Genomic DNA, 16,858 nt, shown 5'->3' on the forward strand with positions numbered 1-16,858 from the left:
CTCGTATACGCGTATTTTCCGACTACTGGCTGGCAGCACCCGCTTCAGCACCTTGGCCGTGGTGGCATCTATTGCATGGATGTCCTACTATCGGGAAGCCAAGTGTTCTAGGCATCTCCGCCCGCCACATCGTCCCCGGGAGCCGCTTCGATGTCCTCCGACGCGATGTCCTCCGACAACCGGCACGAGCCGGCCGCCACGCTGCACACACCGGTTCATCCGGTCCGGATCGTGACGGCGGCCTCACTCTTCGATGGGCATGACGCGGCGATCAACATCATGCGTCGCCTGTTGCAGGCGCAGGGTGCCGAAGTGATCCATCTCGGGCATGACCGCAGCGTCGAGGAGGTCGTCACCGCTGCGATCCAGGAGGACGCCCAAGGGATCGCCCTGTCGTCCTATCAGGGCGGGCATGTCGAGTACTTCAGCTACCTCATCGAGCGCCTCCGTGCGCGCGGAGCCGGCAACGTCCGGGTCTACGGCGGCGGCGGCGGGGTGATCCTGCCGGCGGAGATCGACCTGCTGCACGCGCGCGGGGTCGCGCGCATCTTCTCCCCGCAGGACGGGCAGCGGCTCGGTCTCGCAAAGATGATCAATGTGATCATCGAGGCCTGTGACGTCGATCTGACGGAGGACGGGCCGAAGCTCGATGCGGTGGCGGCTGGTGAGCACGGCGCGCTCGCCCGGGCGATCACCGTGCTCGAGGCGGGCCGGGACCCGCGGCTCGCGGCGGCGCTGCAGGACGAGGCCGCCCGCCGCCCGCGGGTTCCGGTCCTCGGTATCACCGGCACGGGTGGTTCGGGAAAGTCCTCGCTCACCGACGAGCTGATCCGGCGCTTCCGCCTCGACCAGGGCGACAGCCTGCGGATCGCGGTGCTCGCCATCGACCCCAGCCGTCGGCGGGGCGGCGGTGCACTGCTCGGTGACCGCATCCGGATGAACTCCCTGGGTGATGGCACGGCAGGGAACGTGTTCTTCCGGTCCCTGGCGACGCGCACGGGGGGCAGTGAGGTTCCGGCTCCCCTGGCGGATGTGATCAAAGCCTGTCAGGTGGCCGGTTTCGATCTGGTGATCGTCGAGACGCCGGGCATCGGGCAGGGTGACGCGGCGATCGTTCCGTTCTGCGATGTTTCGCTGTACGTGATGACGCCCGAGTACGGTGCGGCCTCACAGCTCGAGAAGATCGACATGCTGGACTTCGCCGACGTGGTGGCGGTGAACAAGTTCGAGCGGCGCGGCGCCGAGGATGCCCGGCGTGACGTCGCCCGGCAACTGGTGCGCAACCGGCAGGCGTTCGACCAGTCCTGGGAGGATATGCCCGTCTTCGGCACCTCGGCCGCCCGGTTCCACGACGACGGGGTGACCGCCCTGTATCAGCACCTCGTCGGGCTGCTACGCAAACACGATCTGCACACCGTGTCCGGCTCGTTGCACCTGGTGCGTGGGCGGACCTCTACCGGCCTGACCACGGTCATTCCGTCCGCCCGGATACGCTATCTGGCCGAGATCACCGAGACGGTGCGGGGCTATCACGCCGAGACTGAGCGCCAGGCGCTGCTGGCTCGCCGTCGTGAGCATCTGACGACGGCCCTTGCGGCGCTGGCCGGCGCCAACACCAGCGCGGGTGCGGCGCCGGCGGAGCCCACCACCCTCGCCGTGCTGCGCGACGAGGCCGAAGCCGCCCTGGCCCCCTGGACGAGGGAGCTCCTGGCGCAATGGCCGGCGATCGTCGAGGAACGTCAGGGCGAGAAGATGACCTATCTCGTCCGGGGAACCGAGATCCACACCCCGCTGGTGCGCACCACGCTCAGCGGGACTCTGATCCGGCGGGTGGCGGTACCCGCTATCGACGACGACGCTCGCCTGATCCGCTTCCTGCGGCGTGAGAACCTGCCAGGGTACTTCCCCTTCACCGCCGGCGTCTTTCCGTTCAAACGCGCCGGGGAGGCCCCGGCGCGAATGTTCGCCGGTGAAGGTGACCCCTTCCGGACCAACCGCCGGTTCCACTTCCTCTCCGCCGGCTCGCCTGCGACCCGGCTGTCCACCGCCTTCGACTCGGTGACCCTCTACGGCCGCGATCCCGCGTCTCAGCCTGACATCTATGGCAAGATCGGCACGTCGGGCGTGTCGATAGCGACGTTGGACGACATGAAGGTCCTGTTCGCCGGGTTCGATCTGTGTGATCCGTCGACCAGCGTCTCGATGACCATCAACGGCCCGGCGCCGGCGATCCTGGCGATGTTCCTGAACGCCGCGATCGACCAGCGCTTGGACGCTTTCCGCGCCGAGCACGGCCGGGAGCCGAGCACGGACGAGGCCGCCGAGGTCCGGGCCCGCACGCTGGCCACGGTCCGTGGCACCGTGCAGGCGGACATCCTCAAGGAGGACCAGGGGCAGAACACCTGCATCTTCTCCACCGAGTTCGCGTTGCGGGCGATGGCGGACGTGCAGGAGTGGTTCATCGAACACGCGGTCCGGAACTTCTACTCGGTATCGATCTCCGGCTATCACATCGCCGAGGCCGGCGCCAATCCCATCAGTCAGCTCGCGTTCACCCTGGCCAACGGCTTCACCTACGTCGAGGCCTATCTGGCCAGAGGGATGCGCATCGACGATTTCGCCCCGAACCTGTCGTTCTTCTTCTCCAACGGGATGGATGCGGAGTACACCGTCATCGGGCGGGTGGCCCGCCGGATCTGGGCGGTGGCCATGCGGGAGCGCTACGGTGCCGCCCCCCGGTCGCAGATGCTGAAGTATCACGTACAGACGTCGGGCCGGTCGCTGCACGCGCAGGAGATGGCCTACAACGACATCCGGACCACGTTGCAGGCGCTGTGCGCGATCTACGACAACTGCAACAGCCTGCACACCAATGCGTACGACGAGGCTGTGACGACTCCTACGGAGAACTCCGTCCGCCGCGCGTTGGCCATCCAGATGATCATAGATCAGGAATGGGGACTCGCCGCCAACGAGAATCCCCTGCAGGGATCGTTCATCGTCGATGAACTGACCGACCTGGTCGAGGAGGCGGTGCTCGCCGAGTTCGAGCGGATCAGCGACCGCGGCGGTGTACTCGGCGCGATGGAGACCGGCTATCAGCGGGGACGCATCCAGGACGAGTCGATGCTGTACGAGCGGCGCAAGCACGACGGCACCCTGCCGATCATCGGGGTGAACACGTTCCTGCGGCCCGAGTCGGCCGGCACCGATCCCGACGCCGAGGGAGGCCCGATGGAGCTCGCGCGGGCCACGGAGGAGGAGAAGCAATCTCAGCTCACTCGGCTGGAGGAGTTCCACAGCCGGCACGGCGCCGAGGCGGGCGCCGCCCTGGAACATCTGCGGGAGATCGCCAGGAGCGGGGGGAACACGTTCGCGGCGCTGATGGAGGCGGTCCGCGTCTGCTCCCTCGGGCAGATCTCCCAGGCATTCTTCGACGTGGGTGGGCAGTATCGACGTAACGTCTGATTATGTCCCGGGTGGCGCCCGCCGTTACGTCGATCGGCGTTACGCTGGGCGCCGCGGCAATCTCCGGGTACGCATGAATCTTTGCCAGCGCGTCCGTCCTGGGGTGCAATGGACGCTGCCCGCCGCGACGGTCCCCGGCTGCCAGGTTGGGCGGGAACCGTCCCATGAAGTGCAGGAGCGTCGACAAGTCGTGGCCACCCCGAAACCGTTGCCAACCGACCCCATAGCGGAGGCCCATCGGCACTGGACCGCCCACGGCTGGGGGGCGGCAGCGGACGGCATGGCAGCGGTCACCTCCCTGATGCGGGCGCAGCAGATCGTCCTCGCCCGGGTTGACGAGGTCCTGCGCCCCCTCGACCTGACCTTCGCGCGCTATGAGCTGCTGATGCTGTTGATGTTCAGTCGGTCCGGAGCGCTGCCCCTCAACAAGATCGGAAGTCGGCTGCAGGTCCATCCGACCAGCGTCACCAGCGCGGTCGACCGGTTGGAGGCGAGGGGGCAGGTGCGGCGTACCCCGCATCCTACGGACCGGCGGGCGATTCTCGCGAAGATCACCGAGGAGGGTCGGGCCACTGCCATGGCCGCGACCGAGAAGCTCAACGACACCGTCTTCGCCGATCCCGGGCTGGGTGACGGCGGGGTGCGCAGACTCATCGACCTGCTGACCGATCTGCGCCGGGCCGCCGGCGACTTCTGACCGCGCGGTGTTCGGCCCGTCCGCGACTACCCTCTAGAGCTGTGACCTACCTCGACCACGGGGCGACGACGCCGATGCGACCGGAAGCGCTCGCCGCGTACACCGCGGTGCTCGCCGATACCGGCAATGCCTCGTCGCTGCATGCCAGTGGCCGCCGTGCCCGCCGCATCGTCGAGGAGTCCCGCGAGACGCTCGCCGGAGTGCTGGGCGCCCGTCCGTCCGACGTGGTGTTCACCGGAGGCGGTACCGAAAGTGACAACCTCGCGCTGAAGGGTCTGTACTGGTCACGCCGCCGGGCCGAACCGGGCCGGCGGCGGGTGCTGGTCAGCGCCGTCGAGCACCGGGCGGTCCTGGACACCGTCGACTGGCTCGGCCGGGCGCAGGATGCCGAGGTCGAGCTGCTCGCGGTCGATGCCGCGGGAACCGTGCGGCCGGACACCCTCGCCGCCGCCCTCGAACGGGATCCGGACTCGGTGGCCGTCGTGTCGGTGATGTGGGCGAACAACGAGGTCGGCACCGTTCAGCCGATCGCCGAGCTCGCGACGATCGCGCACCGTCACGGCGTGCCCTTCCACACCGATGCGGTGCAGGCGTTCGGCCAGATCCCGATCGCCGTCACCGACGAGGGCCCCGACGCCATCACGGTCAGCGCGCACAAGATCGGGGGGCCGATCGGTGTCGGTGCCCTGGTGGTGCGCCGGGGATTGGCGATGGAGCCGCTGACCCACGGCGGCGGTCAGGAGCGCGACATCCGGTCCGGAACGCTGAACACGGCCGGGGTGGCGGCGTTCGCGGCGGCCGCGGCGACGGCATGCGCCGAGGCGCCGCAGGAGAGCGTCCGGCTGGCGGCCCTGCGTGACGACCTGGTGCGCCGGGTCCGGGCGGAGGTCCCGGAGGCGGTGCTCAACGGCGCCCCGCTGCTCGGGGACGGCGGCGGTGGGGACGGCGGCGGTCCGGGACCGCACCGGCTGCCGGGAAACGCCCATCTGACCTTCCCCGGCTGCGAGGGAGACTCGCTGCTGATGCTGCTCGATGCCCGGGGGATCGAGTGTTCCACCGGCTCGGCCTGCTCCGCTGGAGTGGCGAGGCCGTCGCACGTGTTGCTCGCGATGGGAGTGGATGAGACACACGCCCGCGGATCGCTGCGGTTCTCCCTCGGGCACACCTCACGGGCCTGCGACATCGACGCGCTGGTCGCGGCGATCGGGCCGGTCGTCGAGCGGGCGAGCCGCGCGGGGGCGCTGGCCGGCATGAGCGGCTCCTGAGAGGCGATGCCCATGATGCCTTGCTCCCGTCCACGTGGTTCTCTGAGGTTCGGCGGAGATTCGGGGAGGTGATGGTCTGATGCGGGTGCTCGCCGCGATGTCCGGCGGGGTCGACTCCGCCGTCGCCGCCGCCCGGGCGGTTGACGCCGGTCACGACGTCACCGGGGTGCATCTGGCGTTGTCGCGCTCGCCGGAGTCGGACCGGACCGGAGCCCGCGGCTGCTGCACCATCGAGGACGCCCGGGACGCCCGGCGGGCCGCCGACATCCTCGGCATCCCGTTCTACGTCTGGGATCTCGCGGACCGGTTCGAGACCGACGTCATCGAGGAGTTCGTCGAGTCCTACGCAGCCGGTCGCACGCCCAACCCCTGCGTGCGCTGCAACGAGCGCATCAAGTTCGCGGCCGTACTCGACAAGGCCCTCGCGCTCGGCTTCGAGGCCGTCGTCACCGGGCACCACGCCCGGCTCGATCCGGACGGCACCCTGCGCCGCTCGGTGGATCCGGACAAGGACCAGTCCTACGTCCTGGGAACGCTGCGTCCCGAGCAGCTCGCCGCCGCGCGGTTTCCGCTCGGGGATTCCACCAAGGCCCAGGTACGGGTAGAGGCGGCCGAGCGTCGCCTTGCCGTTGCGGACAAGCCGGACAGCCACGACATCTGTTTCATCTCGCACGGGGACACCGGTGGCTGGTTGCGCGAGCGGCTCGGCCCGCGGCCGGGTCCGGTCATCGATGCGACGACCGGGCAGACGCTCGGGCACCATGACGGCGCCTACGCCTTCACCGTGGGTCAGCGTCGCGGGCTGAAGCTCGGGCGGCCGGCCTCGGACGGCCGGCCGCGCTATGTGCTGGACATCTCCCCGGTGACGTCGACGGTCACCGTCGGACCGGCCGAAGCGCTCGACGTGCGCCGGCTCGTGGCGGACCGGGCCGTCTGGCCGCACGAGGGGGCCGTGTCATGCCTGGCCCAGGTGCGGGCGCACGGCGGGGTGGTACCGGCGGTGGCGCAGGCGCGCGACGAGGAGCTCGTCGTGACACTGACGACGCCGGTCCGCGGCACGGCCGCAGGCCAGGCAGTGGTGCTGTACGACGGTGACCGGGTGCTTGGCGGAGGGCACATCCGCACCACCGGTGGTTAGCCGGGCGCCCGGTCGGTGGGCCGTTGACGGAGTGGGCGTGGAGCGGGCGTGGCCGGGGATCTCCCGCGGGCTCCCGGAGGATGTCAAGACATGAGTACTGACGCTGCACGGATGTGGCCGCCCGGCGCGGCCACCGGGGTGGGCTCGCTGCCGGGAACGGATGCGGCCCAGGCCGTCAAGCTGGTCTTCGACGAGCTGCCGGACCTGCCGCATCTGCCCGAATTGCCGGCCAGGGGACCCGGGGGTGCGATGGTCGGGCGGGCGGCGGCGATCCTCGTCGACATGCCGGTGGACCTTCAGCCGGCTGGCTGGCGGCTGGTTCCCCGACCCGGCCTGGACCTGCGCCGGTCACGGGATCTGCTCGAACGCGACCTGGACGCGCTGACGGAGGTCGCCGCCGACTACGCGGGATCCTTCAAGATTGCCGTGACCGGCCCGTGGACGCTGGCTGCCGAGCTGGAGCTTCCCCGCGGGCACAGGGCGTTGTCGGATACCGGCGCCACCCGTGACATCGCCGACGCACTGACCGCGGGGCTCGTCGAACAGGTCGAACAGATCGCCCAGCGGGTCCCGGGGGCGCGGATCCTGGTCCAGCTCGACGAGCCGTCGCTGCCGGCGGTGCTCGCGGGCCGGATCCGCACTCCGAGTGGGTTCTCGGTGCTGCCCGCCGTCGAGGAGGGCTTGGTTGTGGAGCGGCTGCGGATCCTGCTCGGTGGCCTGCGGGCGCTGCCGGCGACCGTTGGAGTCGGGGTGCACTGCTGCGCTCCCGCGGTGCCGCTGGCGGCGTTGCGCGCGGCGGGTGTGGACTTCGTCGGTCTCGACGTCACCGCGCTTACCCGGGCCGAGGACGACGCTGTCGGCGAGATCGTGGAGGCCGGCGTGCGGCTGATGGCGGGTCTCGTCCCCACCAGGCCGATTTCACCGGCCGCGCCGATTTCACCGACTGGACCGACTGGACCGGCCGCACCGGCTGGTGCAGCCGGACGGGCTGTCTCGGCCGCACCGAAGTTGTCGGATGTCCGCCGTACGGTCGAACCCGTCATCGCACTGTGGCGCCGGTTGGGATTCCGGCCCGAGCAGCTCGGAGAGGTGGTCGCCGTGGCGCCGACATGTGGCCTGGCGGGCCTGGGAACGGACGATGCCAGGACGGTGATGCGCCACTGCCGGAAGGCGGGGCGGGTCCTGGTCGACGCACCGTCGTGAGCGCGACGGCCGGTACGGCCGACGAATCCGGCGTGGCCTCGGCGGTGGCTTCGGCGGACGAGCGGGCCCGCGCCGCCAGCCTCGCCCGCGAGCTCGACGAGCACGCGTACCGCTACTACGTGCTCGATTCCCCGACGATCTCCGATGCCGAGTACGACCGGTTGATGGCGGAGCTCGCCGTGCTGGAGGAGCGGCATCCCGACCTGCGCACACCGGACTCGCCGACGCAGAAGGTGGCCGGCTCCTACTCGACCCTGTTCACCCCGGTCGAGCATCTCGAACGGATGCTGTCCCTGGAAAACGTCTTCGACGACGACGAGTTCCACCAGTGGGCGGCGCGCGTGGCCCGGGAAAGCGAGGTCGACGCCTGGCTCTGCGAGCTGAAGATCGACGGGCTTGCCGTGGACCTCGTCTACGAGGACGGTTACCTGGTGCGTGCCGCGACGCGCGGCGACGGCCGGACGGGGGAGGACATCACTCCCAACATCCGCACCCTGGCGAGCGTGCCGGTGCGGCTGCGCGGGCCGCGGGTGCCCGGGCTGCTGGAGGTGCGGGGCGAGGTCTTCTTCCCGACCGCGAAGTTCGCCGAGCTCAACGCCGGGCTGGTGGCCGCGGGGGGCAAACCGTTCGCGAACCCGCGTAACGCCGCGGCTGGATCCCTGCGGCAGAAGGATCCCCGGGTCACCGCCACCCGGCCGCTGGAGATGATTGTCCATGGCCTGGGCGCGCAGCGCGGCTTCGAGGTCACGTCCCAGTCGGCGGCCTATGCCCGCTTCGCGGAGCTCGGGCTGCCCGTCGCCACCCACTTCGAGGTCCTGGCGACGGTGCCCGGCGTGCTGGACTACGTGCACCGGTGGGGCGACGCGCGCCACGGCGTGGTGCACGAGATCGACGGAGTGGTCGTCAAGGTCGACTCGTTCGCCCTGCAACGCCGGTTGGGCTCCACCTCGAAGTCCCCCCGCTGGGCGGTGGCCTACAAGTATCCGCCGGAGGAGGTCACGACCAAGCTGCGCGATATCCGGGTGAACGTGGGCCGCACCGGCCGGGTGACCCCCTTCGGGGAGCTGGAGCCGGTCCTGGTCGCCGGGTCCACGGTGGGCCTCGCGACCCTGCACAACATCGACGAGGTCGGTCGCAAGGGGGTGCTCATCGGGGACACGGTCGTCCTGCGCAAGGCCGGGGACGTCATCCCGGAGATCGTCGGCCCGGTCGTCGACCTGCGAGACGGTTCCGAGCGGGCCTTCGTGATGCCCACGCGCTGCCCGGAGTGCGGCACCGAGTTGGTGCGGCCCGAGGGCGAGGTCGACATCCGTTGCCCGAACACCGTCTCCTGTCCCGCGCAGTTGCGGGAGTCGATCTTCCATTTCGCATCCCGGGGGGCGATGGACATCGACGGGCTCGGGTATGAGACGGCGATCGCCCTGCTCGAGGCGGGCCGGGTGCGTGACATCGGCGACATCTTCCACCTGACGCCCGAGTCCTTCGAGGGGCTGCGCGGGTTCGCGCAGAAGAAGATCGACCAGATTCTGTGGGGGGTCGAGGCCGCGCGGAACCGGCCACTTTGGCGGCTGCTGGTCGGCCTGTCGATCCGCCACGTCGGGCCCACGGCGGCGCGGGCGCTCGCCCGGGAACTGCGGTCGCTGGAAGCGATCGCCGCCACGTCGGCCGAGGACCTCGCCGCGGTCGAAGGGGTCGGTCCGAAGATCGCCGGCGCGGTGCTCGACTGGTTCGCCGATGAACGGCACCGCGACATCCTCGCCAGGATCGCCGCCGGCGGGGCACGGCTCGCCGACGTCGGCGCGGAGGAGGGCCCACGTCCCCTCGACGGCGTCACCGTCGTCATCACCGGCACGCTCACCGACTGGAGCCGCGACTCGGCCAAGGAGGCGGTCGAGGCGCGCGGCGGCAAGGTCACCGGCTCGGTGAGTAGGAAGACCACCGCCGTCGTCGTCGGCGCGGATCCGGGGGCCTCGAAGTACGACAAGGCGCGCAGTCTCAGGATCCCCATGCTGGACGAGGCCGGATTTGCCGTTCTGCTGGCGCAGGGGGTCGACGCGGCCAGCAAGCTCGCCGTTCCCGCCGACGGTCCCGAGAAGGCCGAGATCCCGGTGGAATAACCCGGGGAGGCTCCCCCACTCAGAAACGGTCCGTCCTGGTCAGGCTCGCGGCGATGCCCGACAGATGGGCCAGTCGGTCGATCTCGGAGGAGCGGAACCGGGGGCCGCCGGGCCGCCCGACCAGGATCACCAACCGGTCGCCGCCGACCGGGGCCGCGGCGAGTTCCATGCTGACCGCCCGCCAGCGAGGCGGGAAGGCGCCATCCTCGGCCCCGATCCGCCGCGGCCGTTCCAGCGGCAGCCAGGGCAGGGGTAACCGGACCCGTTCGGGGACACCGAGATCGTCCCCGCCGAGGGCCGGAGCGCCCACCGAGGTTTCCCGGACCCTGATGTCGTCCGGCCCGACGTGCTCCAGCAGCACCGCCCAGTCGGCGTGGAAGACGCCGGGCGCGAGGTCCGTCAGGGTCGCCACGGCGTCGTGCGGCCGATCGGTCATGGCGTCCACCAGGTCGAGGTCGTTGCCGATACCGCCCCCGTCGGCGAGAGAAATGGCCGAAGCGACTCGACGATCACGCCTGGAACCGAATGAGCGGCGGTGAGGACGCGATCGGCGAGGCCGTCCGGTGGCAGAAGCGCGAGCAGATCGTCCACGGCTCCGTCGGCGGTGCGCTCGATGACGGTGATGCTGACGATGTCGATGCTCGCCCTGCCCAGGGCCGTGGCCACCGCGCCGAGCGCTCCAGGGCGGTCCGGCAGCACGAGGCGAAGCAGATACGACATGTAGCTGAGCATGCGCAAAGAGCATGTCGGCGGGATGGCCGGCCGGTCACGCGAAGATAACGTCCCCGCCCGGCCGGCGGCTCCCCCAGGACCACAGCACAGGAACCTCGCCGAAGGTGAGGTGACGGAAACCCCGAAGGGCGGCCTGGGCCAGGAGAGCAGCGGGGGGCGGCGTCCGCGGGGGTCCCGCCGCGGCCCGTACGATGACATCACGTCGACGCGGCGATGCGTCCGGTCCGGGACCGTCCGCCCGGGGCGCCCCAGGGGTGCATCCGGCCTCTCCCGGTTCCGGTTCCCGCATCCGTCGCGGCGCCCAGGACCAGTCACGGGCCCCGCGCCCACCGCCCACGAAGGGGCCACACGCCATGGCGATCACTCGGGACGAGGTGGCTCACCTCGCCCGCTTGGCGCGGATGTCGGTGACCGGCGACGAGCTCGATGCGCTGGCACCGCAGCTCGAGGCGATCCTGTCCGCGGTCGCCCGAGTCTCCGAGATCGCCGCCGGGGACATCCCGCCGACCAGCCACGCCGTGCCGTTGACCAACGTCTTCCGGCCGGACACCATCTGCCCGTCGCTGCCCGTCACCGAGGCCCTGGCCGGTGCCCCCGCCACCGAGGACGGGCGGTTCCGGATGCCCCGTATCCTCGATCCGGACGAATGAGGTCGCCGCCCGCATGACGGAGAACATGACGGAGAACCCGACACCTCCCGGCACGACTGACGTCGTGCGCCTGTCCGCCGCCGCGACGGCGGCCGCGATCGCCGCCGGCAGGCTGAGTGCCGTCGAGGCGACCCGGGCGGCGTTGGACCGCATCGCCAAGGTCGACGAGACCGTCCACGCCTTCCTGCACGTGGACGCCGACGGCGCGCTCGCCGCGGCCCGGTCGGTCGACGACCGGCGCGCGGCCGGGGAGCGCCTCGGGCCGCTCGCCGGGGTGCCGTTGGCGCTCAAGGACGTCTTCACCACCCGAGGGATGCCCACCACCTGCGGCAGCCGCATCCTCGAGGGCTGGCGTCCCCCGTACGACGCCACGGTGGTGAGCCGGCTGCGGGCCGCGGACGTCGTCCTGCTGGGTAAGGCCAACATGGACGAGTTCGCCATGGGCTCGTCGACCGAGAACTCGGCGTTCGGGCCGACCCGCAACCCCTGGGACGTCACCCGCATCCCCGGCGGCAGCAGCGGCGGCAGCGCCGCGGCCGTCGCCGCCTTCGAGGCGCCGCTCGCCCTCGGCACCGACACGGGCGGTTCCATCCGTCAGCCGGCAGCCCTCTGCGGTCTGGTCGGGGTCAAGCCCACCTACGGTGGGGTCAGCCGCTACGGGCTGGTCGCCTTCTCCAGCTCGCTGGACCAGGCCGGCCCGCTGACCCGCACGGTGACCGACGCGGCGTTGCTGTACGCCGCGATCGCCGGCCACGATCCCCTGGACTCCACGAGCGTCGACGCGCCGGTTCCCGCGGTCGTGGCGGCGGCACGGCAGCGCGACATCCGCGGTATGCGGGTCGGTGTGGTCCGCGAGTTCGCCGGCGACGGGTACGACCCGGGGGTCGAGGCCGCCTTCGCCGCCGCGGTCGAGGCGCTGACGGGCCTGGGCGCCCAGGTCGTCGAGGTGAGCTGCCCGCACTTCAGCTACGCGCTGCCCGCCTATTACCTGATCGCGCCCAGCGAGTGCTCGTCGAACCTGGCTCGCTTCGACGCGATGCGCTTCGGGCTGCGGATCGGCGACGACGGTCGGGCCGGGGCCGAGGAGGTCATGAGCCGCACCCGCGAAGCCGGCTTCGGCCCGGAGGTGAAGCGGCGGATCATCCTGGGCACCTATGCCCTGTCCTCGGGGTACTACGACGCCTACTATGGCCAGGCGCAGAAGGTCCGTACGCTGATCAGCCGCGACTTCACCGCCGCGTTCGAGCAGGTCGACGTCCTGGTCTCGCCCACCACCCCGACACCGGCCTTCCCGCTGGGCGCGAAGGTCGACGATCCGGTGGCCATGTACCTGTCGGACCTGTGCACGATCCCGTCCAACCTCGCGGGCGGCCCGGCGATGAGCCTGCCGTCCGGGCTCGTGGACGGGCTGCCGGTGGGTATCCAGATCATGGCGCCGCCGTTCGCCGATGACCGGCTCTACCGGGTCGGCGGGGCGCTGGAGGAGGCGTTGGACGTCGAACGCGGCCATCCGTTGCTCGACGAGGTCCCGGCGCTGTGAGCGGGCGCCCGGCGCTCTCGCGGGTCATCCGTGTTCCGGGTGTGGCGGCCGCGGTGACGGGCCGCCGACCGCGAGGGAAGGGAAGGAAACGGCGATGGTGAGTCTGCGCAGCGGCCGACAGGACCGGTTCCTGGTGGGCGTGGTGTGGCTGCTCACCATGCTGGTGCTGGGTCTCGGCATCGCCACGCTCAACCCGGTCCTGCTCGTCTGGGGAGTGCTCGGCCTACCTGCCGCGGTGTTCCTCACCTACGTGCACGTCCGCGACACCCGCCCACCCAGCGACCCATGAGGAGTTCATCCGGTGAGCACAGTGGCTCCCGCCGGCGCGCTGCCGTCCTACTCCGACGTTCTGGCCCGCTACGAGCCGGTGATCGGATTGGAGACGCACGTCGAACTCGGCACCGCTTCCAAGATGTTCTGCGGCTGCGCGACAGCCTTCGGTGCCGAGCCCAACACGCAGGTCTGCCCGGTGTGCCTCGGGCTGCCGGGTTCCCTGCCGGTGGTGAACGAGGCGGCGGTGCGCTTCGCGGTCATGATCGGACTCGCGTTGCACTGTGAGATCGCGTCGTGGTGCCGGTTCGCGCGCAAGAACTACTTCTATCCCGACATGCCGAAGAACTTCCAGATCAGCCAGTACGACGAGCCGCTGTGCACGAACGGCTGGCTCGACGTGGAGGTCGAGGGCGAGGTGCACCGGGTGGGCATCACCCGGGTGCACATGGAGGAGGACACCGGCAAGTCGCTGCACGTCGGCGGCGCCACCGGCCGCATCCACGGCGCCACCCACTCGCTGGTCGACTACAACCGGGCCGGCATCCCGCTCGTGGAGATCGTGACCGAACCGGACGTGCGTTCCCCCGAGGTGGCCCGGGCCTACGTGGATGAGTTGCGGGAGCTGATCCGGGCGCTCGGGGTCTCCGACGTCCGGATGGAGCAAGGATCGCTGCGCTGCGACGCCAACGTCTCGCTGCGCCCGCGGCCGGCGCCCGGCGACCCGGACGCTCCCTTCGGCACCCGCACCGAGACGAAGAACCTCAACTCGCTGCGGTCGGTGGAACGCGCGGTGCGTTACGAGACCACCCGGCAGGCCGCGTTGCTCGACGACGGCCAGCGCATCATCCAGGAGACCCGCCACTTCGACGAGGCGTCGGGCCGCACCTCGTCGGGTCGCTCCAAGGAGGAGGCCACCGACTACCGGTACTTCCCGGAGCCTGATCTCACCCCGTTGGCCCTGCCCGCGGAATACGTCGAGCGGCTGCGGGCCGGCCTGCCGGAGTTGCCCGCGGCGCGCCGGGCCCGGCTGATCGCCGAGCACGGCTACACCGCGCGGGACCTGCAGGACCTGCGCAATGCCGCGGTCCTCGACCTGGTCGAGGAGACCATCGCCGCCGGCGCGGCCCCGGCGACCGCCCGCAAGTGGTGGCTCAACGAGCTGGCCAGGCGCGCTTCGGACGCCGGTCTCCAGCCGCGCGATCTTAAGATCACCCCGACCGACGTCGCCCGGATCACCGCGCTGGTGGCCGCGGGCGAGCTCACCGACGCGCTGGCCCGCAAGGTCATCGACGGGGTGCTCGCCGGTGAGGGCACGCCCGACGCGGTGATCGCCGGCCGTGGGCTGGCGATCGTCGCGGACGACGGCGCGCTCACCGCGGCCGTCGACGCGGCGCTCCTCGGTGCCCCCGACATCGCCGAGAAGGTCCGCGGTGGCAAGGTGAACGCCGTCGGTCCGCTGGTGGGCGCGGTGATGAAGGCGATGAAGGGCCAAGCGGACGCGGCGGCCGTGCGGCGACTGCTGCTGGAGCGCCTCGGCGTCTCCTGACACCGCTTCCCGGCCCTCGGCTTCCCGGCCCTCGGCTTCCCGGCCCTCGCTCGCCCGATCCCCGATTTGTCGTATTCAAGATGATTCGCAGATTTTAGCGCCATTCGTTCGAGAAACGTCCGACCGGTCGCCGCCGTCCCCCGTGCCGTGGGTTGCCTCTCCGTGATCCGAGCTCGGGAGGACCACGTTCTCCTGCTGTGTCGGACCCGCGTGTCGGGTTGCCGACGTCGTACGGCGCGTCGGATGCGAAGGGCCGGAGGCCTCCATAGGGTGGGTCTCCCATCGGGGTGTCACGATCGAGGGGAGAGCGTGCCGCCGTGCCCCCTACACCTTCCGGCTTCACCGCGTCAACCTCCCGCCGCCGGGGCCGGGGCCGCCGGACGGCGATCATCGTCGCGGTCGTCGTCGTCCTGCTGGCCGTCGCCGGCGGCGTCGGCTACGTCCTGAACAACCGCGCCGCCGACCGGAAGGTCCAGGCCGCGGCCGACTCCTACCTGGCCGGTTGGCGGACGCTGACGACTTCCGGTGGGACGGCGACCCCCGGCTCCGCGGCTGTCGCCGCCGTCTCCACGCCCGGGAGTATCGACGTCGCGCGCCTGGTGGGCACGATGGCCGAGGTGCGTGACCGCCTGCTCGTCACAGCGGCTACGTTTACCCCGGGCGCGATCAGCCGCAGCGGCGAGACGGCGACCGTGCCGTACCTGGCCAGGCTCACGCTCTCCGGTCTGCCGACGCCGCTGGAGTACACCGGGGCGCTGCATCTCGTCTCGACCGGCGGCGGGTGGCGGGTGAAGGCTGATCCGCCCTCGGTGCATCCGGCCCTGCGCCCAGGGCTGCACCTGGACCGGACCGCCTCCACAGGTAAGCGGGGGGACCTGCTCGACGTGGCGGGCCAGCCCCTACGGGACTCCTCCGACCTGGCGGGCAACCTCGTCGGTCGGACGGCGCCGCTGTCCGGGTTGCAGCGGGTGTACGACGACCGGCTGCGGGCGCAGGGCGGCGCGGTCGTCGTGCGGGATGCGAAGAACGCGACCGTGCAGACGCTGCACACCTATCCGATGACCGACGGCGAGGCGATCCGTACCACGATCGACCTGCGGGTCCAGCAGGCCGCCGAGGCGGCCCTGGCCACCGCGGCCCGCCCGACCGGGGCGATGGTCGCGATCGACACTCGTACCGGCGCCATCCTGGCCCTGGCCAACCATCCGCCCAGCGGGTCGGGCCGGGCTGTCCGGGGCAAGTACCCACCGGGTTCCACCTTCAAGATCGTGACGGCCACCGCCGCGCTGATGAACGGCAAGGCGCCGGACATGCCCCTGGACTGCACCCAGACGGTCAGCGTCGGCGGTCGGACCTTCCAGAACGCCGAGTCCGAGCAGTTCGGCCCCATCCCGCTGCGGACCGCGTTCGCCAGGAGCTGCAACACCGCGTTCATCCGGCTGGAGGAGTCACTCCCGGACGGCGCGCTGGAGAAGGCCGCCCAGCTTTACGGCTTCGACGGCCGACCACCGCTGGATATCGCCAGCGTCGGGGGGACCTTCCCGACCCCGCGTGACGTGGTCGAGTCGGCGTCGGCGTCGATCGGCCAGGCCCGCATCGAGGTCTCCCCGCTGCAGATGGCGAGCGTCGCCGCGGCGGTCGCGAGCGGTACCTGGCGCCAGCCGTTCGTCGTCGGCCAGTCGGCGCGCAGCAACCCCATCCCGCCCGTGGTGCTGCCCCCGCTGCGGGACTTCATGCGGGCGGTCGTCACCGAGGGCACCGCCGCGAAGGTCCCGATGCCCGGCGAGGTCTTCGGGAAGACCGGCACCGCCGAGTACAAGGACGGCAACCCGCCGCCGACCCATGCGTGGTTCGTCGGCTACCGGGGCGATGTGGCCTTCGCGGTGGTCGTCGAGGACGGCGGCTTCGGCGCGGAGACGGCCGCGCCGGTCGCGGCCAGGTTCCTCACCGCGTTGGACGGTGGCCAGATCGGTGCGCCCGGCTCCGGCGGGCAATGACCTGGCTGGACCGGGTGCCCGGCTGGACCCGGTGCCCGGCGATGCTTGACGTGGGCCGGGAACTCCGGCAGGGTAGAACCGTGCATCTCGGGATTCTCGTACGCTCAGAGCGCGCATAGTCGACGACGTCGACCTGTGCGCCGCCCCTCAGTGCCTCGGCACGAGGGGCTTTTTCGTGCAGTGAGCACTGCCTCGTGCCAAGCCTGCGTGGTCGTGCTCAGCTGGCAGAGCC

At 71.1% G+C, this 16,858-nt stretch carries 13 protein-coding genes; 11 read left to right on the forward strand and 2 right to left on the reverse strand.

What is annotated here, in order from left to right; translation table 11 throughout:
* The first annotated feature begins 150 nt into the window (after positions 1–150).
* The 6 genes from icmF (at position 151) to ligA (ending at position 9,888) form a co-directional block, all read left to right on the forward strand.
* Positions 151–3,468 carry a fused isobutyryl-CoA mutase/GTPase IcmF gene (icmF, locus tag AC08OX_RS00525; protein ID WP_476605983.1) on the forward strand — a complete coding sequence of 1,106 codons (3,318 nt, stop codon included), beginning with the start codon at positions 151–153 and terminating at the stop codon, positions 3,466–3,468.
* A gap of 190 nt (positions 3,469–3,658) precedes the next feature.
* Positions 3,659–4,165, forward strand: coding sequence for a MarR family winged helix-turn-helix transcriptional regulator (locus AC08OX_RS00530; RefSeq protein WP_476605984.1), 507 nt, complete (start codon positions 3,659–3,661; stop codon positions 4,163–4,165).
* Positions 4,166–4,206: 41 nt separating this feature from the next.
* The gene (locus AC08OX_RS00535) at positions 4,207–5,430 is read left to right on the forward strand and encodes a cysteine desulfurase family protein (protein ID WP_476605985.1); all 1,224 of its coding nucleotides are present in this window, start codon (positions 4,207–4,209) and stop codon (positions 5,428–5,430) included.
* Positions 5,431–5,509: 79 nt separating this feature from the next.
* Complete coding sequence (mnmA, locus tag AC08OX_RS00540; protein ID WP_476605986.1) at positions 5,510–6,568, forward strand: tRNA 2-thiouridine(34) synthase MnmA; 1,059 nt, start codon at positions 5,510–5,512, stop codon at positions 6,566–6,568.
* A gap of 90 nt (positions 6,569–6,658) precedes the next feature.
* Positions 6,659–7,771 (forward strand): methionine synthase, encoded by a 1,113-nt coding sequence (locus AC08OX_RS00545; protein WP_476605987.1) that lies wholly within the window; start codon positions 6,659–6,661, stop codon positions 7,769–7,771.
* Positions 7,768–9,888 (forward strand): NAD-dependent DNA ligase LigA, encoded by a 2,121-nt coding sequence (ligA, locus tag AC08OX_RS00550; protein ID WP_476605988.1) that lies wholly within the window; start codon positions 7,768–7,770, stop codon positions 9,886–9,888. Before AC08OX_RS00545 ends, ligA begins: the two co-directional genes overlap by 4 nt.
* 19 nt (positions 9,889–9,907) lie before the next feature.
* On the opposite strand, the gene AC08OX_RS00555 is transcribed toward ligA, so the two are convergent.
* On the reverse strand, positions 9,908–10,324 hold the full coding sequence (locus tag AC08OX_RS00555) for a hypothetical protein (RefSeq protein WP_476605989.1): 417 nt from the start codon (positions 10,322–10,324) through the stop codon (positions 9,908–9,910).
* On the reverse strand, positions 10,321–10,620 hold the full coding sequence (locus tag AC08OX_RS00560; RefSeq protein WP_476605990.1) for an ACT domain-containing protein: 300 nt from the start codon (positions 10,618–10,620) through the stop codon (positions 10,321–10,323). Before AC08OX_RS00560 ends, AC08OX_RS00555 begins: the two co-directional genes overlap by 4 nt.
* A 353-nt stretch (positions 10,621–10,973) precedes the next feature.
* On the opposite strand from AC08OX_RS00560, the gene gatC reads away from it, so the two are divergent.
* From gatC to AC08OX_RS00585, 5 genes are all read left to right on the forward strand, one after another.
* Positions 10,974–11,270: an Asp-tRNA(Asn)/Glu-tRNA(Gln) amidotransferase subunit GatC gene (gene gatC, locus AC08OX_RS00565; RefSeq protein ID WP_476605991.1), complete on the forward strand. Its 297-nt coding sequence runs from the start codon at positions 10,974–10,976 to the stop codon at positions 11,268–11,270.
* A 13-nt stretch (positions 11,271–11,283) separates the two neighbouring features.
* Positions 11,284–12,810, forward strand: coding sequence for an Asp-tRNA(Asn)/Glu-tRNA(Gln) amidotransferase subunit GatA (gatA, locus tag AC08OX_RS00570; protein WP_476605992.1), 1,527 nt, complete (start codon positions 11,284–11,286; stop codon positions 12,808–12,810).
* A 94-nt stretch (positions 12,811–12,904) separates the two neighbouring features.
* Positions 12,905–13,099 (forward strand): hypothetical protein, encoded by a 195-nt coding sequence (locus AC08OX_RS00575; protein WP_476605993.1) that lies wholly within the window; start codon positions 12,905–12,907, stop codon positions 13,097–13,099.
* A gap of 12 nt (positions 13,100–13,111) precedes the next feature.
* Positions 13,112–14,629: an Asp-tRNA(Asn)/Glu-tRNA(Gln) amidotransferase subunit GatB gene (gene gatB, locus AC08OX_RS00580; RefSeq protein WP_476605994.1), complete on the forward strand. Its 1,518-nt coding sequence runs from the start codon at positions 13,112–13,114 to the stop codon at positions 14,627–14,629.
* A 317-nt stretch (positions 14,630–14,946) separates the two neighbouring features.
* Positions 14,947–16,626, forward strand: coding sequence for a penicillin-binding transpeptidase domain-containing protein (locus AC08OX_RS00585; protein WP_476605995.1), 1,680 nt, complete (start codon positions 14,947–14,949; stop codon positions 16,624–16,626).
* The last annotated feature ends 232 nt before the right edge of the window (positions 16,627–16,858 follow it).

The organism is Frankia sp. CoBUL1 (assembly GCF_978021245.1).